At 31.4% G+C, this 23869-nt stretch carries 21 protein-coding genes and 1 other RNA gene; 11 read left to right on the forward strand and 11 right to left on the reverse strand.

The window, feature by feature from the left end; all coding sequences use genetic code 11:
• Positions 1 to 36 precede the first annotated feature (36 nt).
• From ACOSP6_RS06505 to ACOSP6_RS06520, 4 genes are read right to left on the reverse strand one after another with little or no spacing between them, the layout of a single operon-like run.
• Positions 37 to 492, reverse strand: coding sequence for a hypothetical protein (locus ACOSP6_RS06505; protein WP_422092569.1), 456 nt, complete (start codon positions 490 to 492; stop codon positions 37 to 39).
• A 25-nt stretch (positions 493 to 517) separates the two neighbouring features.
• Positions 518 to 1177, reverse strand: coding sequence for a hypothetical protein (locus ACOSP6_RS06510; RefSeq protein WP_422092568.1), 660 nt, complete (start codon positions 1175 to 1177; stop codon positions 518 to 520).
• A gap of 32 nt (positions 1178 to 1209) precedes the next feature.
• On the reverse strand, positions 1210 to 1755 hold the full coding sequence (locus tag ACOSP6_RS06515; protein WP_422092567.1) for an RNA polymerase sigma factor: 546 nt from the start codon (positions 1753 to 1755) through the stop codon (positions 1210 to 1212).
• Positions 1756 to 1813: 58 nt separating this feature from the next.
• Complete coding sequence (locus tag ACOSP6_RS06520) at positions 1814 to 3253, reverse strand: TonB-dependent receptor (RefSeq protein ID WP_422092566.1); 1440 nt, start codon at positions 3251 to 3253, stop codon at positions 1814 to 1816.
• Between the two features lie 82 nt (positions 3254 to 3335).
• Here ACOSP6_RS06520 and ACOSP6_RS06525 point away from each other — a divergent pair, with 82 nt between their 5' ends.
• Positions 3336 to 4121, forward strand: a complete 786-nt coding sequence (locus ACOSP6_RS06525) for an MBL fold metallo-hydrolase (RefSeq protein ID WP_422092565.1) — start codon at positions 3336 to 3338, stop codon at positions 4119 to 4121.
• Positions 4122 to 4170: 49 nt separating this feature from the next.
• Here ACOSP6_RS06525 and ACOSP6_RS06530 read toward each other — a convergent pair whose 3' ends face one another.
• Both ACOSP6_RS06530 and meaB read right to left on the reverse strand, forming a co-directional pair.
• Positions 4171 to 4866, reverse strand: coding sequence for an energy transducer TonB (locus ACOSP6_RS06530; RefSeq protein ID WP_422092564.1), 696 nt, complete (start codon positions 4864 to 4866; stop codon positions 4171 to 4173).
• Between the two features lie 146 nt (positions 4867 to 5012).
• Positions 5013 to 6089: a methylmalonyl Co-A mutase-associated GTPase MeaB gene (gene meaB, locus ACOSP6_RS06535; RefSeq protein ID WP_422092563.1), complete on the reverse strand. Its 1077-nt coding sequence runs from the start codon at positions 6087 to 6089 to the stop codon at positions 5013 to 5015.
• A gap of 104 nt (positions 6090 to 6193) precedes the next feature.
• Between meaB and ACOSP6_RS06540 the strand changes: the two genes are divergently transcribed.
• The 6 genes from ACOSP6_RS06540 (at position 6194) to lgt (ending at position 10923) form a co-directional block, all read left to right on the forward strand.
• A complete protein-coding gene (locus ACOSP6_RS06540) occupies positions 6194 to 6751 on the forward strand; it encodes an RNA polymerase sigma factor (protein WP_422092562.1) in 558 nt (185 codons plus the stop codon).
• Positions 6735 to 7295, forward strand: coding sequence for a hypothetical protein (locus ACOSP6_RS06545; RefSeq protein WP_422092561.1), 561 nt, complete (start codon positions 6735 to 6737; stop codon positions 7293 to 7295). The genes ACOSP6_RS06540 and ACOSP6_RS06545 overlap by 17 nt, the downstream gene beginning before the upstream one ends.
• A complete protein-coding gene (locus tag ACOSP6_RS06550; RefSeq protein WP_422092560.1) occupies positions 7276 to 8235 on the forward strand; it encodes a hypothetical protein in 960 nt (319 codons plus the stop codon). The genes ACOSP6_RS06545 and ACOSP6_RS06550 overlap by 20 nt, the downstream gene beginning before the upstream one ends.
• Before the next feature lie 95 nt (positions 8236 to 8330).
• Positions 8331 to 9812: a cysteine--tRNA ligase gene (cysS, locus tag ACOSP6_RS06555; protein WP_422092559.1), complete on the forward strand. Its 1482-nt coding sequence runs from the start codon at positions 8331 to 8333 to the stop codon at positions 9810 to 9812.
• Position 9813: 1 nt separating this feature from the next.
• Positions 9814 to 10062, forward strand: a complete 249-nt coding sequence (gene yidD / locus ACOSP6_RS06560) for a membrane protein insertion efficiency factor YidD (protein WP_422092558.1) — start codon at positions 9814 to 9816, stop codon at positions 10060 to 10062.
• 6 nt (positions 10063 to 10068) lie between these two features.
• Complete coding sequence (gene lgt / locus ACOSP6_RS06565; RefSeq protein WP_422092557.1) at positions 10069 to 10923, forward strand: prolipoprotein diacylglyceryl transferase; 855 nt, start codon at positions 10069 to 10071, stop codon at positions 10921 to 10923.
• An 83-nt stretch (positions 10924 to 11006) separates the two neighbouring features.
• Here the strand turns inward: lgt and ACOSP6_RS06570 are convergent, their stop codons facing one another.
• The 3 genes from ACOSP6_RS06570 to ACOSP6_RS06580 all read right to left on the reverse strand — a co-directional run bounded on the left by ACOSP6_RS06570 (position 11007) and on the right by ACOSP6_RS06580 (position 17903).
• Positions 11007 to 13601 (reverse strand): beta-mannosidase, encoded by a 2595-nt coding sequence (locus ACOSP6_RS06570; protein ID WP_422092556.1) that lies wholly within the window; start codon positions 13599 to 13601, stop codon positions 11007 to 11009.
• A 152-nt stretch (positions 13602 to 13753) separates the two neighbouring features.
• Positions 13754 to 16147, reverse strand: coding sequence for a TonB-dependent receptor (locus ACOSP6_RS06575; protein WP_422092555.1), 2394 nt, complete (start codon positions 16145 to 16147; stop codon positions 13754 to 13756).
• A 64-nt stretch (positions 16148 to 16211) separates the two neighbouring features.
• The gene (locus ACOSP6_RS06580; RefSeq protein WP_422092554.1) at positions 16212 to 17903 is read right to left on the reverse strand and encodes a M23 family metallopeptidase; all 1692 of its coding nucleotides are present in this window, start codon (positions 17901 to 17903) and stop codon (positions 16212 to 16214) included.
• A gap of 148 nt (positions 17904 to 18051) precedes the next feature.
• On the opposite strand from ACOSP6_RS06580, the gene ACOSP6_RS06585 reads away from it, so the two are divergent.
• From ACOSP6_RS06585 to rny, 4 genes are all read left to right on the forward strand, one after another.
• The gene (locus ACOSP6_RS06585) at positions 18052 to 18342 is read left to right on the forward strand and encodes a hypothetical protein (protein ID WP_422092553.1); all 291 of its coding nucleotides are present in this window, start codon (positions 18052 to 18054) and stop codon (positions 18340 to 18342) included.
• Between the two features lie 16 nt (positions 18343 to 18358).
• A complete protein-coding gene (locus ACOSP6_RS06590) occupies positions 18359 to 18649 on the forward strand; it encodes a cell division protein ZapA (protein WP_422092552.1) in 291 nt (96 codons plus the stop codon).
• Positions 18650 to 18700: 51 nt separating this feature from the next.
• A non-coding RNA gene (ssrS, locus tag ACOSP6_RS06595) (6S RNA) lies at positions 18701 to 18806 on the forward strand.
• A gap of 56 nt (positions 18807 to 18862) precedes the next feature.
• The gene (gene rny / locus ACOSP6_RS06600; protein ID WP_422092551.1) at positions 18863 to 20428 is read left to right on the forward strand and encodes a ribonuclease Y; all 1566 of its coding nucleotides are present in this window, start codon (positions 18863 to 18865) and stop codon (positions 20426 to 20428) included.
• A gap of 125 nt (positions 20429 to 20553) precedes the next feature.
• Here the strand turns inward: rny and ACOSP6_RS06605 are convergent, their stop codons facing one another.
• Positions 20554 to 22374: a DEAD/DEAH box helicase gene (locus ACOSP6_RS06605; RefSeq protein ID WP_422092550.1), complete on the reverse strand. Its 1821-nt coding sequence runs from the start codon at positions 22372 to 22374 to the stop codon at positions 20554 to 20556.
• A gap of 110 nt (positions 22375 to 22484) precedes the next feature.
• Entirely contained in the window at positions 22485 to 23852 is a 1368-nt protein-coding gene (locus ACOSP6_RS06610; protein WP_422092549.1) for a TlpA family protein disulfide reductase, read from the reverse strand.
• Between the last annotated feature and the right edge of the window lie 17 nt (positions 23853 to 23869).

The raw sequence follows: 23869 nt of genomic DNA on the forward strand, positions 1-23869 counted from the left end.
AAAAAAAGAGAGAAGTTTTAAAACTTCTCTCTTTTTTTATCTTCTTCTATTCATTCTTCTATTTTTTAAACGTTCCATTAAACGTCTATTAAATTCATGTTCCGCTATTTCAAGCAGTAGTATTTTCTTCGCAGGCAAAAACTCAACTAAACTGTTATGAAATTGAATGCTGTTTTGATACATATCTTTTCTAATATCTTGTAATTTACTCAAGTATTTTTCCGCATCTTTATCATCAATATTTTCAATTCCGCCAGCTTCTTTAACCTTTTTACGGATCTCCTTTTTCTCCTTTTGGATTAGGTTAAACTTTTTATCTTCAAATTTATTATAGATTGGCCAAAACTTTTCAGCTTCGGTTTCGTTGAGGTTTAGTTTTTCCGTTATAAAAGCAATTTTGAATGCCTTAATTTTAGGATTTCCTGGTCCTCTTTGGGTGTAAGCTTTAAATGTGATAAAGCATATTGTTATTATAAGTAATATTCTCTTCATTTGCTTTTATGTTTACAAAAAGTAATTATAATTCGTTATTATTTATTAGTTCTATTTCGTCATATTCAATTAAAGTTGAAGTATCTATTGTATTTAAATAATCTTCAATTTTATCGTTACTTACATTGACAGTGAAATCATCGTAATTTAAATCATCAGTAGAAAAAAGTGTTGCCAATTCATAAGAGTTTGTTTCTCCAAAACCACTTTCAAACCAAGAAACAATTTCTGTTTCTTCAATTTGTATGTTAGGAGGCCGAGAAGGAATTTTAAAAAAGTAAGTTCCAACAAGCAATAAAACCGAAGCAGCCGCAGCCATTGGAATCAATTTGTGAATTCTTTGTGATAAGGAAACTACTTTTGTTTCTTTTATGTTTTCGTCTTCTACTTTTATCTTACCTAAAATGGTATCTTCTAAAGAGTCAAAATAACCTTTTGGAACTCCTAAACTATTTTTCTTAGGTAAATCTACTTCAGCAACTCTTTCTAAAAGTTCGCTTTCTAATTCTTCAAAATATTTTTCAGGAATGTTTAAACCATTCTTGTTAGGTAAATTACTGATTATGTTTCTAGTCTCTATTTCATTTTCTAATTCATTAAAATAGTTTTTAGGCACTACAAAACCATGCTGTTTTCCAACACTGTAGTTTAAAAATTCAATACTATTTTTTAAATTATTTTCCATCTATTTATAAGACTTGGACTTTATTAAAAGGTTTAATTATATGTTTTAATGAAACTTTCAATTTTCTTTACTGCATGAAAATAAGACGCCTTTAAAGCTCCAACAGAAGTTTCTAAAACTTCGGAAATTTCGTTATACTTCATATCATCAAAATACTTCATATTAAACACTAGTTGTTGTTTTTGAGGAAGCGTAGCAATTGCTTTTTGTAAAATAATCTGAATTTCATCACCAGAAAACCAATCGTCACTTTTTAAATTTGAAACTACTTGCTGTTTGTAATCGCTAATATCAACATTTTGCTGTTTCGCCTTTTTATTAAGATGCGTAATGGCTTCATTGGTAGCAATTCTATACATCCATGAGTATAATTTACTATCGCCTTTAAAATTATCAATATTTCTAAAAACTTTAATAAAGGTGTTTTGTAAAACATCATCAGTATCATCATGTACAATTACAATCTTTCTTATATGCCAATACAAGCGCTCCTTATATTGGGTAATAAGATTACGGAATGCAGCTTCTTTTGTGGCAGCATTTTGTAATTGTAAAACAAGTGTAGTTTCTTCAGTCAAATGAATTGTTTTTCATTTTGACTATAAATTTAAGAAAAGGTTTAATTAGAAAATAAAATTATTTTCTTCTACTACATCCGAACAACCTTTTTTCTTTAATTACTTCAGCAATTCCTGTAGGTAACATGTCTTCCCATCCATCTTCACCATCTTTAATCATTTTTAAAACGGTTCTAGAAAAAATGTGAAGAATATCTTGATCAAAATCAACAATATCAACTACTCTACCATTATTCTTGAAGAATTTATATAATTCTTTCATTCGAGGATGCACTTTCAAGTTTTCAGAATCGATAAACTGATTACTGTCTTCATCCTTATAAGGGTACATGTATATTTTTAAATCTTTGTAGAATAATTTTCCGAAAGCTTCCAAGATTCCACCACTGATATGTCTATAATACTTTTCATCAAAAATTTGAATTAAGTTATAAACTCCCATTGCTAAGGCCATTCTTTCTTTAGTGAATTCACTGAAATACTCAACCAATCGATAGTATTCTTGGTAATTCGTAATCATTACATTTTGTCCTAACGAACATAATAACTCTGCTCTGTCAAGGAAATCTCTTTCATTAATTTCTCCTTCTGCACGCAGATTACTCAGTGTAATTTCAAAAATAATTTGTGTTTTGTCCTGATCAACCTTGTTTTCATTAAAAAACATCTTTTTCGATTGTTCATACATATCCATATTAACCTTAGTAACGGGTCTAAAACTACCTCGAAGTGCTAATATGTTTTTCTTATACAAAACTTGTGCAGGTAGTAAGTTGTTACCATCAGGACCAAACATTACGGCATTCGTCATTCCGTTTTTAACAAGTTGTAAACTCATTAAACGATTGTCAACATATGTAAAACGAGGACCAGAGAAATTAATCATATCAATTTCTAACTTATCCTTATCAATGTTATCATAAAAAGACTTCAATAATTCTTTCGGATTGTCATTTAAATAAAATGCTCCGTATATAAGATTTACACCTAAAATACCTAAAGTTTCTTGCTGTAAACGAGCTTCTGTTTCTTTAAAGCGTAAGTGAACAATTATTTCATTGTAATCTTCTAGAGGGTCTAATTGAAAACGAATTCCAACCCAACCGTGACCTTTAAATTTTTTGGTGAAATTTATCGTAGCCACCGTATTTGCGTAACTAAAAAATAACTTTTCTGGATGTTTTTGACGATCAAGTCGATCTTCGATTAAGTTCATTTCATGCTTTAGCATTTTCTTTAATCGATCTTCAGTTACATAACGTCTGTCAGTTTCAATTCCATAAATGGCATCAGAGAAATCTTTATCATAGGCACTCATTGCTTTTGCAATAGTTCCAGAAGCCCCACCAGCCCTAAAAAAATTACGAACTGTTTCTTGTCCAGCTCCAATTTCAGCAAATGTTCCATAGATATTTGCATTTAGGTTGATTTTGAGTGCTTTATTTTTTGTAGTAGGCACACTACTTATTTTTTGATCTCCCTTTAAGGTAATTGCCATTTTTGTTGTTTTTGTTTACGATGAACAAATGTACTGAAAATAGCAAGTAATAGTAAATATTTATGCTATTTTTGTGAAAAGAATGAGTAAAAAAAAACAATTAAAAATAACTTTTTTAGGTACAGCCACATCGACTGGTGTACCTATGATTCGGAGTAAGAATCCAGTTCGTTTTTCTGAGGACTTTAGAGATAAGCGTTTGAGAGCTTCCATAATGATTTCTTGGGATGATATTAACTACGTTATAGATTGTGGGCCTGATTTTCGACAACAGATGTTAAGAGCAGATGTTGAATCAATCAATGGGATTTTATTTACTCATGAACACGCAGATCATATTGCTGGTTTTGATGAGATTCGTCCGTATTATTATCAGATGGGACCTGTACCAATTTATTCGGATAAACGTGTTTTAAAGGCATTAGAAAGACGTTACGAGTATATTTTCGCAACTGAAAACAGATATCCATCTGCCCCAGCGGTCGATCCCACCGTTATAAGTAAAGATGATGTTTTAACCTTTCATGGAGTTGATGTAATACCGATAAAGGTGATGCACGGAGATTTACCAATTTTAGGTTATCGATTTGGAGATGTAGCTTATTTAACGGATGTAAAGTATATACCTGAGGAAGAAAAGGAAAAGTTAAAAGGATTGGATGTTTTAATCACAACAGCTCTCAGAAAAGAATCACATAAAACACATGCTAACTTAGAAGAGGCATTGGAGTTGGTGGAAGATCTTAAGCCAAAAAGAGCATATTTTACTCACATAAGTGAGCTGTTAGGCTTTCATGCTGATATAGAACAAGAGTTACCTGATAACGTGTTCTTAGCATATGATGAGTTAGAAATAACTTCAAACTAAAAAAGCTACCAGAAACCTGATAGCTTTTAAATATTATATTTTTTTAATTTTAATTATCTTCTAAAGCGAAGTTAATTGGAAATCCATATTTTACTGAAACTGCTTCACCACCATTTGTTGCTGGCTTAAATTTAGGTAGGTTAGAAACCACTCTAATAGCCTCATCTTTTAATAATTTTCCTCCTTTTGGTCCAAGTGCTTTGATGTTTGTAACATTACCGTCTTTATCAATTATAAAACGAACCCATACCTCACCTTCAATTTTATTAACTAACGCTTCATCTGGGTATTCAAAATACTCTTGAATATGTTTCATCATTTCAGTATTGAAACAGTTGAATTGATCATCAGAATCATTACAATCAGGAAAAGCAGGAATATTATCAACAACATTGAATTTTTGAGCACTTCTAATTTCCTCTTTTGATAATCTATTGGTTAACGCTGATAAGTTAGTTTTAAATTTTGCAGCTTTCGAAACGTTTGAAATTCCAGAGCCATTTAAATTATTTGCGCTAGACACTACCTGTTTGTTTCTTCTTTTTAGGAAACGCTTGTTTGAAGCAGAAACTCTTACAGCAATTTGTCTTGATTTCTTATTATCTTTTTTGTCGATTTCTTTAATAGTGCACTTAGTAATACTATTCAAATCCTCAACAACGTCACTTTTAGTTTCACATGTTTCTTTTTGAGCGAAAGTCACAGTTGTAAAACCTATAGCAAGAATGTATAGTAGTTTTTTCATGGGTCTATTTGTTTACATTTAGATTGTTACAAAATCTTTAGTTATCAATATAATAAAATATATCATCAAAAAAAGATTTCTACACAAAAAAACTATATTTTATTGAGAATATTCTAAAATTATCGATTATTGGTACGATTTTAACTTTAATCGGTATTATTCAAAAGATTATTTGCCGCATTAAAAGGTGTAGTTTTACCGTTTTCTATATTCTTGATTTCTTCTTGAAGTAAAAGTTTAATTTTCGAGTTTTCGTAAAATCGCTTTTTCAATTGTTCATCGATGGTACTAAATAACCAATGCTTGTTTTGCGCATTTCTTCTTTTATCAAAATCTTTAGTCTTTTTGGTTGCTTTTATATATTCGGCAACCATTAAATAAATATCTTCAATTCCGGAATTATTTAAAGCGCTTGCAATCATTACTTTTGGTTGCCAACCATTTTCTTTTGGAGGGTACAAATGTAAGGCTCTGTTGAATTCAACTTTAGCAATCTTAGCATTCTTTATATTATCACCATCAGCTTTATTAATAACAATTGCATCAGCCATTTCGATGATTCCTCTTTTAATTCCTTGTAATTCATCACCTGCTCCTGATAGTTTAAGTAACAAGAAAAAATCGACCATTGCATGAACAGCCGTTTCGCTTTGTCCAACTCCAACTGTTTCCACGATAATTGTATCAAAACCAGCTGCTTCACATAACAAAATACTTTCTTTTGTTTTCTGAGCAACACCACCTAAAGAAGTTCCCGAAGGAGAAGGTCTAATAAAAGCATTTTCATCGGTTACTAATTGTTCCATACGTGTTTTATCACCTAAGATACTACCTCTGTTAACTGAACTACTTGGGTCAACTGCTAAAACAGCAACTTTTTTACCTAGCCCAGTAAGATGTTTTCCAAAAGCCTCAATAAATGTACTTTTTCCAACACCCGGTACTCCTGTTATTCCAATTCTTATAGATTTATTAGCGTACGGAATTAAAGTATTTAAAATAGTATTCGCTTTTTCTTGGTGTTTTGGGTTAGTGCTTTCGATTAATGTAATTGCTCTACTTAGAAAAGTTATATCACCTTCCAATATTTTCTTTATAAAAGTTTCAGTAGAGGCCTTTTTCCTTCTGTTTAATTTAATTTTTTGTGCAGATGATTTGCTAGTTGTTTCAGGTTGTGAAACCCCTTCTTTTTCCGATAAGTTTGATTTAGAGTCTTTTGCCATTAAATACGCCGCTAAAAAAGGTATTTGTAAATTTAAAGATAAAAAAGTTGATAAAAATGCAACGTAAAGAAAAAACTATCGTCTTTAAGACAAGAAATCAATAAATGAGATCAACTAAGCAATTACATCATAAGCTCATAAAAGAGTGTAAAAGGCAAAATGCAAAGGCGCAGTTGCAATTATACAATACCTATGCAAAAGGGATGTTATTGGTGGCGAACAGATATATGAACAATGTGCAATTGGCTGAAGATGTAATGCAAGATGCTTTTATAAAGGCTTTTAAGAATATTGAAAGTTACAAAGAAGAAGTCTCGTTTGGTGCTTGGTTAAAGAGAATTGTAATCAATCAAAGTATTGATGAACTCAAGAAAAAAAAGTTATCAATGATTACTATTAATGAAGATGTTTTAAATGTTGTTGATGATGGTAATTGGGAAGTTGATGATACGGTAACTTCCGAAATGATTGTAGAAGCAATTCACAATCAGAAAGAAAAGTATCGATTGGTGTTAACCTTGTATTTAATTGAAGGTTACGACCATAATGAGATATCTCAGATTTTAGGAATTACGGAGGTAACTTCTAGAACACATTTGATGAGAGGAAAAAAGTTAGTAAGAGATTATTTAAAAGTTACAAATCATGCCGAAGGATATTAGAGGTTTAGCAAAAGATTTCCAACGAAAATCGGTTGAGTTATCGGAAAACCATGAAGAAAAATTCTTGAAAAGACTTCAAGAAGAATTTCCTAAACCCAAAAAGTCATTTAAATGGTTATACGCGGTTGCGTCAATAATTGTTTTACTTGGATTCGGTGTACAATTTTATCCAGTTGTGAATCCTACAGATCCTAAACCAGTTACAACTACGGATACGGAACAAGTGGTTAATTTAGGAGACATTTCACCAGAAATGCAGAAGATAGAAAATTACTATTTAACGGCTATTAACTATGAAATAGCAAGTTTAGAAGTTACTCCAGAAAATAAGGCCTTATTGGATGAGTATTTTGAGAGGATAAGTAAGTTAGATGCAGATTACAAACGTTTAAACCAAAAATTACAAAAAGAAGGTGTAAACAATGAAACAATTGATGCGCTAATTACCAATCTTCAATTACGCTTACAATTATTAATCCAGTTAAAAGATCAAGTAAATGATCTGCAATCAAAACAAAGTAAAGATGAAAGTTATACCATATAAATTAGTTTTAATATTAACTCTATTTGCCGCTCAATTAACAGCGCAAAAGAAAGATTTCAAAGAAGAATTTAAAGTGAATTCTGATGTTGTAATAGATATCAATACAAGGCATTCAGATATCGAAATAGAAACTTGGAACAAAGACAAAGTTGTTGTCGAAGCCTTTATGGTTGTTGATGGTGAAGAGGTTACCGAAGAAATGCGAGATAATTTCTACAATAAATGGGATTTTAATGCATATGGTAATAGCTCTAAAATTACAATTAAGTCAAGAACAAACTCTTTTATAGATATTAATGCGTTTGATTTTAATGCGCCGAATTATAGTTTTTACACAGGTGATTTAGCAGATTTGACGTTAGGAAGCCTAGATATTCTCGATTCTATTGATTTTGTTTTACCTGATGATGCAATAGTAATTCCAGAGGTTAAATTACCACCTATGCCACCATTACCTCCGCTACCGCCATTACCAAGCGAGTTTGATTTTGAAGCTTATAAGAAAGATAAATCTTATCTAGAACGCTGGAAAGAAGAGAATAAAGATAAAATAGGAAAAAATGCTAAGGTTACGATTGGCAAAAACTCAATATCTATTAAGAGTGACGATGCTGATATTACCATGTTGAAAGAAAAGGAGAAATATCAAAAAGAACTAGAAAAAGCAAGGCAGCTTTACGAAAAAGAAAGATATAAAGCTAGGGAAGAATACCAAAGAGCAAGAGTAAAATTATTAAAAGAAAAAAAAGAGTTTTATAAAAAACGAAAAGAAGAGTATAAAGCTTCTATAAAAAAATATGCTCAGGAAAGAAAAGAGATTCAAGAATTGTTAAAAAAGCGTAGCAAATTAAAAGTAAAACGATTGATTAAAATTAAAGCTCCTAAAAATGCTAAATTCAATATGGATGTGAAATATGGGGCGTTAAGTTTTCCAAAGTAGCGAATTAAAAGTTAATTTATATAAAAAACCACTAATTTGAGTGGTTTTTTTTTGTTAAAACTTGTTACCTTTACCCTTTTGAAAAGGAATTTTTAATGGAATTATACAAGGAAAATCAACTAAATATATACAATTCATTATCAAAATCTAAAGAAGAGTTTAAACCCGTAACAGAAGGCCGTGTAGGAATGTACGTTTGTGGTCCTACGGTGTATAGCAATGTTCATTTAGGTAATGTGAGAACATTCATGTCTTTTGATATGATTTTTAGATATCTATTACATCTTGGATATAAAGTTCGATACGTTCGTAACATTACTGATGCAGGACATCTAGAAAATGATGCAGATGAAGGTGAAGATAGAATTGCTAAGAAAGCCCGATTAGAAGAAATAGAACCAATGGAAGTGGTTCAACGTTACACTGTTGATTTTCATGAAGTCACGGCAAAATATAATTTCTTACCGCCAAGTATAGAGCCAACAGCAACAGGTCATATTGTCGAACAAATTGAAATGATTAAGGAAATCATGGATAAAGGTTTCGCTTACGAAATGAATGGTTCTGTATATTTTGATGTTCTTAAGTATAATGAAGCTGGAAATAATTATGGAATCCTTTCAGGAAGAAATATTGAAGACGCAATTCATAATACTAGAGCGTTAGATGGGCAATCAGAAAAGAAAAATCCACAAGATTTTGCACTTTGGAAAAAAGCTGATGATCGTCATATTATGCGTTGGCCTTCACCATGGAGTGACGGTTTTCCTGGTTGGCACCTAGAATGTTCTGTTATGAGTTCTAAGTATTTAGGAGAGCAATTCGATATTCATGGAGGAGGTATGGATTTGAAGTTTCCACATCATGAGTGTGAAATAGCACAATCTCATACATGCACTGGAGTACAACCAGTGAATTATTGGATGCATGCTAATATGCTATTGTTAAACGGTCAAAAAATGGCTAAATCAACTGGAAATCATATTTTACCAGATGAAATTTTAACTGGAAATAATAAAATTCTTAGTAAGGCTTTTGGTGCTGGTGTTGTTCGTTTTTTCATTATGCAAGCGCATTATCGTAGTATTTTAGATTTTTCAAACGATGCATTACTCGCATCAGAAAAAGGCTACAATAAATTAATGGAAGCTTTAAATATTTTAAAAGAGTTAAAAGTTTCTAACGAGTCTACTTTTGATGTATCTGCATGGAAAAAGAAATGTTACGATGCGATGAATGATGATTTTAACACGCCTATCTTAATCGCAAATTTATTTGAAGCTGTTAAATTTATCAATCAAGTGAAAGATGATAAAGCTTCTATTTCTAAAAAAGATTTGGAATTGTTAAGTGCAACTTTAAACGCTTTGGTTTTTGATATTTTAGGATTAGTTAACGACTCAAAAGAACAAGGTTCGGATAAGTTAGAAGGAGTTGTCGAGTTACTTATAAAACTAAGGAAAGAAGCTAGAGATAATAAAGATTGGGCGTTGTCTGATCAAATCCGTGATGAGTTAGCAGAGTTAGGAATTCAACTAAAAGATGGAAGAGAAGGAACTACTTTTTCTGTGAATTAAGATGTTGAAGAAAATACTGGCATATCCATTTATATTATTAATTCGTTTTTACCAAACGGCAATTTCTCCATTTACTCCAGCTACTTGCAGATATACGCCAACATGCTCTGCATATTCTTTGGAAGCACTGAAAAAACATGGCGTGTTTTATGGTGGTTGGTTGGCAACAAAAAGAATTTTTAGTTGTCATCCTTGGGGAGGAAGCGGTTATGATCCGGTACCAGAAAAGAAACAAAAAACTAAACAATAATAGTACATGAATTTTTTAGCGATTACTTGGGACATAGATCCTGAAATTTTTAACATTGGCGGATTTAGTATTCGTTGGTATAGTTTAATGTTCATTATTGCTTTTTTATTAGGTCTGCATCTAATGAAGAAAATTTATACAAAGGATAATATTTCTTTGGATAAGATGGATCCTTTGTTTATGTACACATTTGTTTCGATGCTGATTGGAATGCGTTTAGGAGAAGTGTTCTTTTACAGTTGGGCAGATTATCAAAATAATTTATTGCAAATTATATTACCATTTAGAAGACAAGAAGGAGCAGAAATGTTATTTGGTTTAGTAAAGGGTTGGAAATTCACAGGTATTTCAGGTTTTGCTAGTCATGGTGCTGCCATTGCTATTCCAATTGCACTTTATTTTTATGCTAAAAAGCATTTACAAAAATCATGGTTATTCATTTTAGATAGAATGGGAATTATGGTGGCCTTAGCTGGATTTTTCATTAGAATGGGGAACTTCTTCAATTCTGAGATTTACGGAAAACCAACAGGTTCTAGTTTTGGTGTTATTTTTACGAGAGCCGGAGAGAAGTATCCTTGTCATCCAACACAGATATACGAAGCTGTTAGTTATTTAATATTATTCTTTATCCTTTGGAGATTGTATTGGAAAACAGATAAGAAGCAAAAAGAAGGGTATTTATTCGGAGTATTTATGATTGCGCTTTGGTCATTAAGATTTGTCATAGAATTTATTAAGAAACCACAAGTACAAGAAAGAGGAGAGTGGGCTTTAAATACCGGACAGTGGTTAAGTATTCCTTTAATTTTAATTGGAGTTTGGTTAATGTTTAGGAAAATAGCATCAGAGAAAGCATAAAAAACAATATTATAAACAAAAGGAGTAACATAATGTTACTCCTTTTTTAATTACCAAAATTACTCGATAACTGAATAAAACTATTATTTTATCGAAGTTTTGTAACTATCTACCAAGCTCATTATTTTTAATTGGTTTTTAAAATCAGACAAAGTTTTTATCGTTCCTTTTTTGATTGTGATTTTCTTTTCTGTATTTGGTAACATGTTGAAATAATTATCAGAGAAATTCTCGTCAAAATTTCCAGAAGCAAATACTCCGATTGCTAGTTTTTTAGATTGAAGAGTTACGATATATTCGTCTTCGTTTTCACTAGCATCAAAAGTAATTTCAGGTTGAGGTAACTTCAAATCTTTAAAAGGAATAAAGAAATGTTGTTTTATGTCTATCTCCTTATTATTTATAATCAAAGTAGCGTTTAAAAATTGTTGATCATTATTCTTAGATAGAGCAACTAATTCATCTTTATTCAAACTGAAATGGCTTTGAGAATCATTTCCTTTTACTTGAATTTCCTTGTTCCAAGAATGTAATTTATTACCTTCAAAATCTAGTAAGTTTAGTACTAGTTTAGCTGAAAAATCTGACAAGGAATCTGTAGCAATGAATAATTTAATTTTATCTTTTTTATCATCAAAACTCACAATTGTTTTCTTGAAAGATTCTTTAACTCCGTAATGTAATGCTTTCCATTTACCATAATAGTCAATACTCGACCAAGAAGCAACGGGCCAACAATCGTTAATTTGCCAGTATAATGATCCCATACAACGATATCTGTTTTTTCGATGCGCTTCAATTCCAGTTGTAATTCCATAGGCTTGTAATAAATGACTTACATATAAAAAGCTCTCGAAATTCTTTGGTTGTTTATAATGACGAAGCATGTATTCTTTAATTGTTCCATTTCCAATACTAGAACGCTGATGCGATTTCATTACTTCTGAGAAAATATCATGATCTTCAGGAACTGTGTACTTATTTACCGTTGCTAATTCCGGAAAAGATTGAAATCCGAATTCAGACATAAATCTCGGAATCTTTACATTGTAATTGTCAAAAGGTTCTTTTCCCCACCAAACTCCCCAGTAATGAGCATCACCATCGGTGTGAGATTCTGGCACACCTAATTCACTACTCGGAGAAGAAGCCCAATATTTTCTGTCAGAATCATATTGTTCAACAACTTCAGGAAGTACTTTATGAAAAATATCCACATACGATTGCCAAGTAGTATTTGCTGCTTTTTCCGATTGCTCTTTGGTCACTTTTTGCTTCCAACCCCATCGCTCCCAAGCCGATAAAACTTCATTATTTCCACACCATAAAGCAATGGAGGTGTGATTTCTTAAACGTTTTACATTGTCAATTGCTTCTTGTTTTACGTTCTCTAAAAATTCTTCATCTCCAGGATACATAGCACAAGCAAACATAAAATCTTGCCAAACTAATAATCCCATTTCATCACACAAATCATAAAATTCTTTGTTTTCATAAAATCCGCCACCCCAAACACGAATCATATTCATGTTAGCTTCTTTGGCAGAATTTAAGATGTGATGATAATTTGAATTTTTTACTCGTGGTAAGAATAAATCTTGCGGAATGTAATTTGCTCCTTTCATAAAAGTTGGAATTCCGTTTACTTTAAAGTAAAAAGAAGTTCCTATCGAATCTTTTTCTCGTAAAAGTTGGATAGTTCTTAACCCAATTCGGTTTCTTTTTTCATCATAATGATTTTTATGACTCACTTTTACGTTGATATTATACAAATGTTGTTTTCCCATTCCGTTTGGCCACCATAGTTTTGGATTTTTAATGGTAAACGGAACAGTAAACTTATTTTTTCCTTCTTTTAAAGAGTATTCTTTAGTAATTACCAATGAATCATTAATACTAATTTCTAATTCACTTTTTTCAATTTCTTTGGTACTTAAAACTTCAATTTCCGCGGAAAGTTGAGCGGAGTCTTTTAGTATTTTCTGACGAATAAAAACATCTTCAATTTTAAAGTTATCCCAGCTTTTTAATATTACCGGACGCCAAATTCCCGATGTGACTAATCTTGGTCCCCAATCCCAACCAAAATGATAACCTGCTTTTCTTGAAAATACACTTACTTTTTTGTTTTCTTCTACTTTCCCAATTTTGGCTAAATCATTATCTGAAACTTCAATTTGGTAGTCGATAGCATCGTATTTTTTTATCCCTTTTTTAATTGGAGATTCTAGAATAATTTTAAGTTCATTTTTACCAACTTTTAAGTACTGCTTTACATCGATCTGGTAGCTTCTAAACATATTGTCTGTAGAAAGAACTTTAGTGTCATTTACATATATATTGCTATAGGTATCAATTCCTAAAAACTCCAACTCTAGTTGTTCTTTTTCAAATGTTTCTTCAGAAATATCAAATGTTGTTTTATATTCCCAGTTTTCTTTATCAATCCATTGAACATCGTGCTCGTTTAATCGGTAAAAAGGATTTTCAATTACCTTTTGTTTTAGTAAATCAGTGTGCACTGTTCCTGGAACTTCAGCAGTTCTCCAAACTGTATCATTTTCTTTTTTGAAGGTCCAGTTAGAATTGATTTCCATTTCGTTTACGATTGACTTTTTGCATCCTATAATAGAAAATACAACGAAAAAAAGAAGGAAGTTGTTGAATGACTTCATCATTTGGTTGTTAGTAGTTTTAGTGAGGTCAAGATAATAAAATAAGCGATTGTTATTTTTTACTATTCTTGCATTATTTATGCAGAAAATTACTTGAATAAAAACAAAAAACCTCATTCATAATGAATGAGGTTTTGAAGTCTATATGTTCTAGTTTAGAATTTCATCCTCAATTTAAAATTCAAAACTCTTCCTGTCATAAAATTAGGAATAGCAAATTGCTGTTTGCTGTATACATCTCTAACCCATGTATTGGTTATTGAGTTTCGAATATCAAAAATGTTAAAGAGCTCTAAACCAGCAGAAAGCTCTTCGAAATTATTTAAAAACTTGTTAGATATTTTTTTACTGTTATCTATAAAGATATATGAAACTCCAACATCAGCACGTCTATAATCTCCTAACCTGTTTTGAAAACTATACACATCAGCATAAGCAGGAGCACCACCGGGAACTCCAGTATTGTAAACTAAATTTAAATAAGCTTTTAAATCTGGTAGGTTCGGAACATAATCTTGAAATAATACTCCAAGTTTAATCCTTTGATCAGTAGGTCTGGCAATATAACCTCTGTTGTCAATGTTTTCTTGAGTTTTTAAATATCCAAAACTTACCCAGCTATCGTTTCCAGGAACAAATTCACCGTTCAAACGAACATCAAGTCCGTATGCATAGGCATCTGTAACATTGTCTGCTCTATATCGAATTCTAACATTGTCAATAGAATACGCATTAACATCACTTAAATCTTTATAATACAGTTCCGTTGTTAACTTAAAAGGTCTATCCCACATTGTAAAACTATAATCATTCCCTACTACAGCGTGAATAGATTTCTGAGCCTTTACATCAGCTGATATTTGACCATCAAAACCTCGAAGTTCTCTGTAAAAGGGTGGTTGAGAATAATATCCCCCTGATATTCTGAACAGCATATCGTCATTCCAATCTGGTTTAATTGCAAATTGTGCTCTTGGACTGAAAATTAAATGACTTTTAGATTCTGCGCCAATCGGACTTACATTCCAATATTGAGATCTTACACCAGCATTAAACCATATTTCATGATTTCCCCAATTCGTTTTTCTGCTAAATTGTAAAAAACCAGAAAAACGATTAATATCAACTGTATTCTGCGCTCTTACATTTTGAAAAGGTTCAATAGGACCAGTAAAAGGAGTATACGGTTGATCATTTCCTATGTTATGATGTGGAGGTCTAACAGAAAAACCTACACTATCTATAACTTCCCATTCTCTAATTCGGTCTTTTATATTTTCCTTTTGATATTTTATTCCTGCTCTCCATTCGTTATTTCCATCTTTGAGTGTTGCTCTTACTTGCGCATTAACAATTAAGGCGTCTAAATCGTTACGAGCATGATTTAACTGAGAACCAATTCCTTGTGAAAATTCAACTTCACCAAAATTTTCAGATCCTAAATTAGTATTTACTTGTCCTAAATTATATTGAGCAGCAATATCAAAGTATTCTTCTTCTTGTGTATTAAATGAGGATACAATTCCAGTTAATTCTAAATTGTCATTAACTCTGTAATCCATCGAAAACGCACTAAAAAATGTTTGAAACCTATCTGATTCTTGTCCTTGATAAAAAACAATTAACTCTAAAGGGTTGGCTATTGTTCCGAAACGTGTTCTTCTGGTAAGAGGTTTATATTCGTAATTATTAAGAGAAAAATTACCTAAAAAATTAATGTCAATTTTTGAAGATACTTGATACGATAAAAACGTTTGAACATCGGTGAAACTAGGTCTAAAGTTTACTTCAGTTTGCTTATCATTTACAAATAAACTGTTGTCTCTATATCTGACACCTAGAATGGCACTTAATTTGTCCTTAAATAACAGTCCTTCAGTTGTAACACTTGCTCCCAAGAAACTTAAATCAACCTGCGTACTTGTTTTCGTTGGTTTTCTGTAGGTGATATCTAAAACAGAAGATAGTTTATCTCCATATTTAGCTTGAAAACCACCAGCAGAGAAATCGATATTTTGAATCATGTGAGGGTTGATAAAACTCAATCCTTCTTGTTGTCCAGAACGAATTAAAAAAGGTCTGTAAACTTCAATTCCGTTTACATAAACCAAGTTTTCATCAAAGTTTCCACCTCTTACATTATATTGAGTACTTAATTCATTGTTATTACTTACTCCAGGTAAAGTCATTAAAACGGCTTCAACACCTGCGTTAGGTCCCACAACAGTTTCAACTTTTTTAGTATCTATTTTGGTAATTCCTCGTGCTTCTTTTTTTCTGTTCTTAACAATAATTTCTTCTAATTCTTCATTTTTGATTATAAGAGTAGGAGAGAAGTTGATTGTTCTTTTACCTCTTGTGGTAAATTTTTTAACAATTGTTTTATATGAAACGTGAGAAAATGTAACACTGACAGTTTTTCGAATCGGAATTTGAAAAGAGTAATTTCCATCTTTATCAGATGTCGTTCCTTTATCTAAATAACTTATAGCAACACCTTCAATAGGATCATTAAATTTATTGACTAATTTCCCTGTAACAGTTGACATCTTTTGCGCAAAAACTAGGGAAGGGAACAAAAGAAGGAATAAAATTTTTTTCAAAATGATTTTATTATTTACGATAAAACGTTGTAGAAATAGTTTCAGTATTTCCAACATTATCAGAAACTACAAGTTTAAAGATATGTTTGCTACCAACCAATTTTTTATCGGAAAAATCGTAGGTTAAAATTCCTTTCTTATGATTGTACTCCATTAAAATCCATTCGTTATCAATAGTAGCTCTATATTCATTAATACCAGACTCGTTATCTTCAATTTTAACTTTCAATGTTTTATTTTTTGTAAGCCATCTTCCTTCAGCAAAGTTTAATAGGGTTATTTCTGGATTTTTATCATCAAAAAGCAGGGTATAACTTCCTAGAGTTTTTTGGTTAGTAAAAACTTTGTTTTCTCTTCGTTTTGTGGTTACGTAATACGGATATTTCTCTTTAGTAACATTGGCTATGTATACTTGCTCTTTTTGAACATCAGTTAGCTTTTCCGTATGAAAAGTTAAGGTGAATTTTTTGTCAAGAGGAATAGTAGGTTCATGGAGTTTAGCAATTTCATCTTTAACTGAGAAATCAATAAAGCAATCATGATAAAATGTGTTTTTCGGAAAAGCTACTGTTACATTTTCTATCTCAAACTTGTGAAATTCTTTAGATGTAATTTTGTAGTTGGTTGTATCTTTTTGAGAAAACATGGTATTTGCAGGAATACCTTTAATTGGAATTCGTAAGGCAGTTGCATTACCATTGTAATCTTTAGCGATGATTTCTACATTATAGTTTTCATAAGCATTTACTGTAATTTTTCCATTGTTTTCTAATCCTTCGTAAAGACTTAGCTTGTTATTATGAACTTTATGAGTCTTTTGAAAACGTTTTTTATATTTTTTGTAATGCTCATAATCTATTAGTAAGTTGATATACTTACTTTCAGCAAAAGAAAAAGTTTCTACATCATGATAGTATACTCTTTTACCATTTACATTCATTTCTAAACTATAAATACCGTTTTTATTCATAGCTGCGTTTTGATGGTCGTAAACATGTATTCCAAGACCAATATTCCCATTCGCATTTATACGTTCAGAAACGTAATTCCCATTTTCTAATTGTTTTATGGGAATTATAGTGTTGTTGTTCGAGTTGTTGATACGAGCAGAATTATCTAAAGCAAAAACTTTTAATCCTTTTATAATTGGTTTTTTGGTGTCTTCGGCTTTTAAACCAAAAAGTAGCGGATTAATTATGTTTTCAGTTTTTGTATTACGTATTTCATAATGTAAATGAGGAGCTGATGAACTTCCTGTGTCACCAGAGTAAGCAATTATTTCACCTTTTTTTACTTTAAATTGATTGATTTTAGGGAAAATGTTTCCAACGTTGTTTTGCTCTTTCTTGTATTGAATATCCTTCACAAATTGTTGTACTTCAGATGAAAACCTTTGTAGATGAGCATATACAGTGGTATACCCATTTGGATGATCTATATACAAAGCTTTTCCGTAACCATATTGTCTAATTTTAATTCTAGAAATATAACCGTCAGCTGCAGCGCGAATAGGAATTCCTTCTCTTTTTTGAGTCTTTAAATCAATACCAGAATGAAAATGGTTGCTTCTTAATTCTCCAAATGTACCTGCAACCACAATAGGAATGTCCATTGGAGGTGAAAAATAATTTTTTGGATACTTCTTTTGTGAAAAAGAAAAGCAGCAGGTTAGCACGAAGAAAAGGAAAAAATGATATTTCAAAGCGATACAATTTAGTAACGAAATTAATAAAATTATACTGAAATTATAGGGCTTTGAATTTCAGTTTGTTAAGAAAAAAGCATTTAAGAGTTGCTATTGTTAAAAGAGATTGTTAATTTTGTAAGAAATGGTTTTGTCTCAATTATAGATGAGTAATACTTTAGAAGCAATTCATTCACTGGAACTTAAGTTAAAAGAAATGTTAGCAAGATATGAGTTCTTAAAGTCAGAAAATGAAATATTGCTTGAACAAAATGGAGAGTTACAGCATTTATTGAAAGAAAAGGAGCAACAATTAGTTAATCAGAAAAAACAATTTGATATATTGAAAGTTGCTAAAACCATTGAAGGCAGTAATGAAGATTCGAGAAATACAAAACTCAAAATAAATGCTTTAATTCGAGAGATAGATAAATGTATCACGCTCTTGAATTCATAAAAAGTTCTTTAAAAAGATGGAAAAATTAAAAGTTAATGTGGTTGTTGCCGGACGAACTTATCCTCTAATAGTAAAAGATGAACTAGAGGAAGAAGGGATGAGAAAAGCCGCTAAACAGATTAACAATTTGATTTTAAATTTTGAACAAAATTATGCGGTAGCTGATAAACAAGATGTTTTAGCCATGTGTGCCTTGCAATTTGCGTCTAAAATGGAGGTGAATTCGTTAAAAACATCTCAAGAAGCTTCGGAAGTATTACATAAATTAAATGAACTAACAAATTTGTTAGACGATCATTTAAAATAAGTTCATTATATAACAGTATAGATACTGCCTATATTAGTAAATAGTTAATAAACTCAACACTATTCAATTAAAAAGAATGAGTCTTGGTTAGTAAAGCAAGCCGTTAAGTCGGATCCTTGATCAGCCAGTTAGTTCTAAACCTGTTTTTCAGGAGTTTATAAAACACTACTAATATGGGCTTTTTTTATTTTTAAGAATATAGATATTCAATTTATGGAAGGATTAGTATTACCAATTTTGGTAGGTGTTGTAGGAATTGCAGTAGGTTTTATTATTGCAAAAATGCTTGAAAAAACAAAAGCCAATAAGCTTCTTAAAGAGACTGATAAAGAAGCTAAAAGCATACTAAAAGAAGCAAAAATAGAGGCAGAAGCCATTAAGAAAGATAAAATTTTACAAGCGAAGGAGAAGTTTATTGAACTAAAAGCTGAGCATGAAAAAGTAATTTTATCTCGAGAAAAAAAGATGTCTGATGTAGAGAAAAGAATACGTGATAAAGAATCTCGTGTTTCTTCTGAATTAGATAAAAACAAGAAACTTTCACAATCTTTAGAAAAGAAAACCTCTGACTTAGATTACAAATTAGATTTCTTGGAAAAAAGAGAATCAGAAGTTGAAAAATTGCATAAACGTCACGTAGACATGTTAGAGCAAATTTCTGGTTTTTCTGCAGATGAGGCTAAAACTGAATTGGTCGCTTCTTTAAAGGAGGAAGCGAAAGCAGATGCAATGAGCTTTATTCAAGAGACTTTGGAAGAGGCAAAAATGACTGCTCAGCAAGAAGCTAGAAAGGTTGTATTAAACACTATACAAAGAGTAGGTGTGGAACAAGCAATTGAAAACTGTGTTTCAGTTTTTAACTTGGAGTCTGATGATGTAAAAGGTAGAATTATTGGTCGTGAAGGTCGAAACATTCGAGCTTTGGAAGCTGCAACAGGAGTAGAGATTATTGTTGATGATACGCCAGAAGCAATTATTCTTTCTTGTTTTGATCCAGTTCGTCGTGAGATAGCGAGATTATCTATGCACAAATTGGTAACGGACGGAAGAATACATCCAGCAAGAATTGAAGAAATCGTTCGTAAAACAGAGAAACAAATCAATCAAGAAATTATTGAGGTAGGTAAGCGTACTGTGATCGATTTGGGAATCCACGGATTGCATCCTGAATTAATAAAGACGGTTGGTAGAATGAAGTATCGTTCGTCATACGGACAGAACTTACTACAGCACTCTCGTGAAGTAGCTAACCTTTGTGGTTTAATGGCAGCTGAAATGGGCTTAAATGCAAAAGCAGCTAAGAGAGCTGGTCTTTTACATGATATAGGTAAAGTTCCTGAAACTGAAAGCGAATTACCTCACGCATTATTGGGAATGCAATGGGCCGAAAAATATGGAGAAAAACCAGATGTGTGTAATGCTATTGGAGCGCACCACGACGAAATTGAAATGAAGAGTTTAATAGCTCCAATCGTTCAAGTTTGTGATGCAATTTCGGGAGCAAGACCAGGAGCAAGAAGACAAGTTTTAGATAGTTATATTCAGCGTTTAAGAGATTTAGAAGATATAGCCTTTGGGTTTACAGGTGTTCAAAAAGCTTATGCAATTCAAGCAGGTAGAGAATTACGTGTAATGGTTGAAAGTACTAAAGTGAACGATGAAAAAGCTGCTGAATTATCATTTAATATTTCTCAGAAAATTCAAAATGATATGACATATCCTGGTCAAGTTAAAGTAACTGTGATTAGAGAAACTAGAGCTGTTAACGTAGCTAAATAGAACTATACTTTAAAAAGTTCGAAATTATAAAGTTCATAAGTAAATGATTTATGATTTTACTTATAAGTTATAAAAAAACCACTGTTATCAATAGTGGTTTTTTATTTGTACAGTATTATAATTTTTTATGATCTTCTTCTAGATCTTCTTGAATCTCGTCCTTTGTGAGAACCTTCTTTTTTAGGGAATGATTTTTTACTACTATTTCTACTTCTTCCAAAACCTTTTGAAGGATTACTGTTTTCCGAGCTTCTTCTTGTTCTATTTCCTCCGTTACTGTTTCCGCTTCTTCCTCTTCGTCTTCCACCACCACCTTTTCTCTCGGTTTTAGTAATTTCAATATTCACATTTCTTCCGTTGAATTCAGGAGAATTAGCCGCAAAAGCATCTAATGTATCGCTTTCAAAGTTTTTATCAATTTCAAAGAAAGAGAATGTGTCTAAGATGTCAATAGCACCAATCTCTACATTTTTATTAATTCCTTGCTCATTAATTAATCCCATTAACTTTGCAGGATTCAATCTGTCTTTTCTTCCTAGGTTAATAAAGAAACGAGTCATGTTTTCACTTGACATTCTACCGTTTCTGTTACTAGCTCTATCTCCTCGATCATTAGAAGAAAGATTATTTAAATCAGGCGCGTTTTCGTAATACGAAAGGAATGAATTAAATTCTAGAGAAACAAACTTCTGAATTAATTCCTCTCTTGAGAAATCTTTTAACTTATCGTAGATGTTTGGTAAATAGGTATCGATTTCAGAAGTGTTTACCTCGGAATTCTCAATTTTATCAATTAAATGGAATAACTGTTTTTCACAGATTTCTTTTCCAGTAGGAATAGAAGTTTCAACGAATTTTTTCTTTAAAATACGCTCAATAGGGTTTAACTTATTGCGCTCTTTTCTATTAACTAAAACAACAGAGATTCCTTTGTTTCCGGCTCTACCAGTTCTACCACTCCTATGGTTGTAATTTTCAATTTGATCTGGTAACTTATGATTGATAACATGTGTTAAATTATCAACATCTAATCCACGAGCAGCAACGTCAGTTGCAACTAACATTTGAATATTCTTTTTTCTAAACTTATCCATTACACTATCACGCTGTGCTTGTGATAAATCTCCATGCAATGAATCTGCGTTGTAACCGTCTTGAATTAGTTTATCTGCAACTTCTTGAGTTTCTCTTCTAGTTCTACAGAAAACAATAGCATATATATCTGGATTAATATCTGCTATACGCTTTAAAGCAGGATAACGACTTCTTTCACTAACTAAATAATATTGGTGAGTTACATTATCTGATCCTTGATTTTTTTGCCCAGATGTAACTTCGACTGGGTTGTGCATATAGTTTTTAGCAATAGCTTCAACTTCTCTTGGGAAAGTAGCCGAGAAAAGTAATGTTTGTTTTGTCTCTGGAGTAGCATCTAAAACTTTGTCAAGCTCCTCTTTGAACCCCATGTTTAACATTTCGTCTGCCTCGTCTAAAACTAACCACTTTATATTGCCTAACTTTAATGCTCTACGACGAATTAAGTCGACTGTTCTACCAGGAGTACCAACAACAATTTGAGCTCCTCTTTTAAGTTGTTTTATTTGTTGTTCTATATTGGCTCCACCATAAACAGTAACTACTTTTAAGTCTGGAAGATATTTTGAAAAATCTTCGATGTTTTTCCCAATTTGAACGGCTAGCTCTCTTGTAGGAGAAAGAATAATTGCTTGTGAAGCTTTATCTTTATCGTCAGCAAGTTCTACGATTGGTAAACTAAAAGCAGCAGTTTTTCCTGTTCCAGTTTGAGCAAATGCTTTAAGATCCTCTGAAGATGATAAAATTTGTGGGATTGCTTTTTCTTGAATAACGGTAGGAGATTCGTAACCTAAATCTACCAACGCCTTATTGATAGGTTCTTTCAAACCTAAATCTGCGAATTTCGACATATTGTGAATTTAAACGAATTCACAGATGCCCTATCCGCGAATTCTAATATTAATTTATTTTAAGGACGGCGCAAAAGTAGTGAATTTAAAATAAACTGATTATGAATTGTTTAATAAAGTTCAGTTATTTGTTTTTCAATCTTTTTCGAAGATAATGCACAGAATCCGTTAACAACTTTTCCTTTATTATTTACAAGCACCATTCTAGGGTATTTACTCGTTAAAAAGCTATGTGCATCACTTTCCTTATGAAGGTAAAACTGATGTTTTATATTTAAGTCTTTGATATATTCATTTTTATCGTCATTCATGTTAATGACTAAAAATTGTACATCAGGATGATTCTTAATTAAATAATTCATTCTTGAAGAAACCCAATTATCTGATGAATAATCTTTATTTCTAAAATAGATAACAGTACTATTTCCTCTTATTATATCTTTAATACTTTCAATAGATCCTTGAGGAGAATATAGCTTAAAATTAGGTAATAATTTGTTTTTAGGAATGCGTTTAACATCGGAGAGTAAACTTGCAATTTCCTTTTTGTCCGCATCATTTGATGAAAATGTAGCAAAGGCACTGTAAGCTTTTTTGTTAAGGCTACAACTTGTTTTAGTGTAAAAATGTCTTATAATGGTTTCTTTGAGTAATCGATTCTTCAACTCTTGAGAACCAATTTTAGTATTTACAGTTTCCAGTACAGAAATAGTAAACTCATCACTATCGTCTTTGATGTTTTTAGCATAAACATCATAATAGATATTGTTATATACATACTTCCTGTAAGGAGAGAAGAACATTAATGAGTCGCTATTAATATCAATGTTTTCCCTGTGAGAAATAAAGTTAGCCTCATTTAAGTCTTCAGGAGATTCTTTCAATCGATTATTAATGACGTAGGTCTCCAGTTTAGTGTATAGAGGAAAGTAAAGAGCGACTTTTAAAATATCTAAATAGTCTTCCGTAGCCTCAGGATAATCCGATTTAAAATTGTTCAAATAAGAATCCTTCATGGATTTCAGTGAATCAACTGTCTTTAAGAAGTCAAGGTGTGGAAGTTTATAGAATTTATAAAAATCTTTCACCTGCTTTTCATTGATTAAGAAATTCTCTATTAAAGCATTATTTTTTTCTGCATTACTTCCACTAAAAACTAGAGATTCGTCAAAATCCCATGTGTTCAAACGAATTAGTAAACTGTCCTGTGGTTCTAAAAAGATATATTGGAATTCAGTTCCGTGTTTAAAAAGGTATAATCCTGATTTAATATCTTTAAAGGATCCTGTAAAAGTATTGTCAGAATTTAATTTGACTGTATCTATAATTTCCTCAAAATGATCATGTAACGTGATAAAATCAGATTTTGGATTTATGATTTTTCCACCTACATAAGTAAAGTTCTCTTTTTTAACGTCGTTACAACTTATTATAAAGATTGATAAAAGCGGAACTAAATATTTAATTATTCTATTCAAAAGGCATATAAATTAAC

The organism is Tenacibaculum sp. MEBiC06402 (assembly GCF_049239625.1).
Classification (GTDB): Bacteria; Bacteroidota; Bacteroidia; order Flavobacteriales; family Flavobacteriaceae; genus Polaribacter.

Coding starts and splice junctions, on each gene's coding strand:
- meaB (WP_422092563.1), bottom strand. CDS start 6,089: ATGGCAAAAGACTCTAAATCAAACTTATCGGAAAAAGAAGGGGTTTCA.
- ACOSP6_RS06510 (WP_422092568.1), bottom strand. CDS start 1,177: ATGGAAAATAATTTAAAAAATAGTATTGAATTTTTAAACTACAGTGTT.
- ACOSP6_RS06570 (WP_422092556.1), bottom strand. CDS start 13,601: ATGATGAAGTCATTCAACAACTTCCTTCTTTTTTTCGTTGTATTTTCT.
- ACOSP6_RS06575 (WP_422092555.1), bottom strand. CDS start 16,147: ATGTCAACTGTTACAGGGAAATTAGTCAATAAATTTAATGATCCTATT.
- ACOSP6_RS06550 (WP_422092560.1), top strand. CDS start 7,276: ATGAAAGTTATACCATATAAATTAGTTTTAATATTAACTCTATTTGCC.
- ACOSP6_RS06525 (WP_422092565.1), top strand. CDS start 3,336: ATGAGTAAAAAAAAACAATTAAAAATAACTTTTTTAGGTACAGCCACA.
- ACOSP6_RS06530 (WP_422092564.1), bottom strand. CDS start 4,866: ATGAAAAAACTACTATACATTCTTGCTATAGGTTTTACAACTGTGACT.
- ACOSP6_RS06520 (WP_422092566.1), bottom strand. CDS start 3,253: ATGGCAATTACCTTAAAGGGAGATCAAAAAATAAGTAGTGTGCCTACT.
- yidD (WP_422092558.1), top strand. CDS start 9,814: ATGTTGAAGAAAATACTGGCATATCCATTTATATTATTAATTCGTTTT.
- ACOSP6_RS06590 (WP_422092552.1), top strand. CDS start 18,359: ATGGAAAAATTAAAAGTTAATGTGGTTGTTGCCGGACGAACTTATCCT.
- cysS (WP_422092559.1), top strand. CDS start 8,331: ATGGAATTATACAAGGAAAATCAACTAAATATATACAATTCATTATCA.
- lgt (WP_422092557.1), top strand. CDS start 10,069: ATGAATTTTTTAGCGATTACTTGGGACATAGATCCTGAAATTTTTAAC.
- rny (WP_422092551.1), top strand. CDS start 18,863: ATGGAAGGATTAGTATTACCAATTTTGGTAGGTGTTGTAGGAATTGCA.
- ACOSP6_RS06545 (WP_422092561.1), top strand. CDS start 6,735: ATGCCGAAGGATATTAGAGGTTTAGCAAAAGATTTCCAACGAAAATCG.
- ACOSP6_RS06585 (WP_422092553.1), top strand. CDS start 18,052: ATGAGTAATACTTTAGAAGCAATTCATTCACTGGAACTTAAGTTAAAA.
- ACOSP6_RS06505 (WP_422092569.1), bottom strand. CDS start 492: ATGAAGAGAATATTACTTATAATAACAATATGCTTTATCACATTTAAA.
- ACOSP6_RS06540 (WP_422092562.1), top strand. CDS start 6,194: ATGAGATCAACTAAGCAATTACATCATAAGCTCATAAAAGAGTGTAAA.
- ACOSP6_RS06605 (WP_422092550.1), bottom strand. CDS start 22,374: ATGTCGAAATTCGCAGATTTAGGTTTGAAAGAACCTATCAATAAGGCG.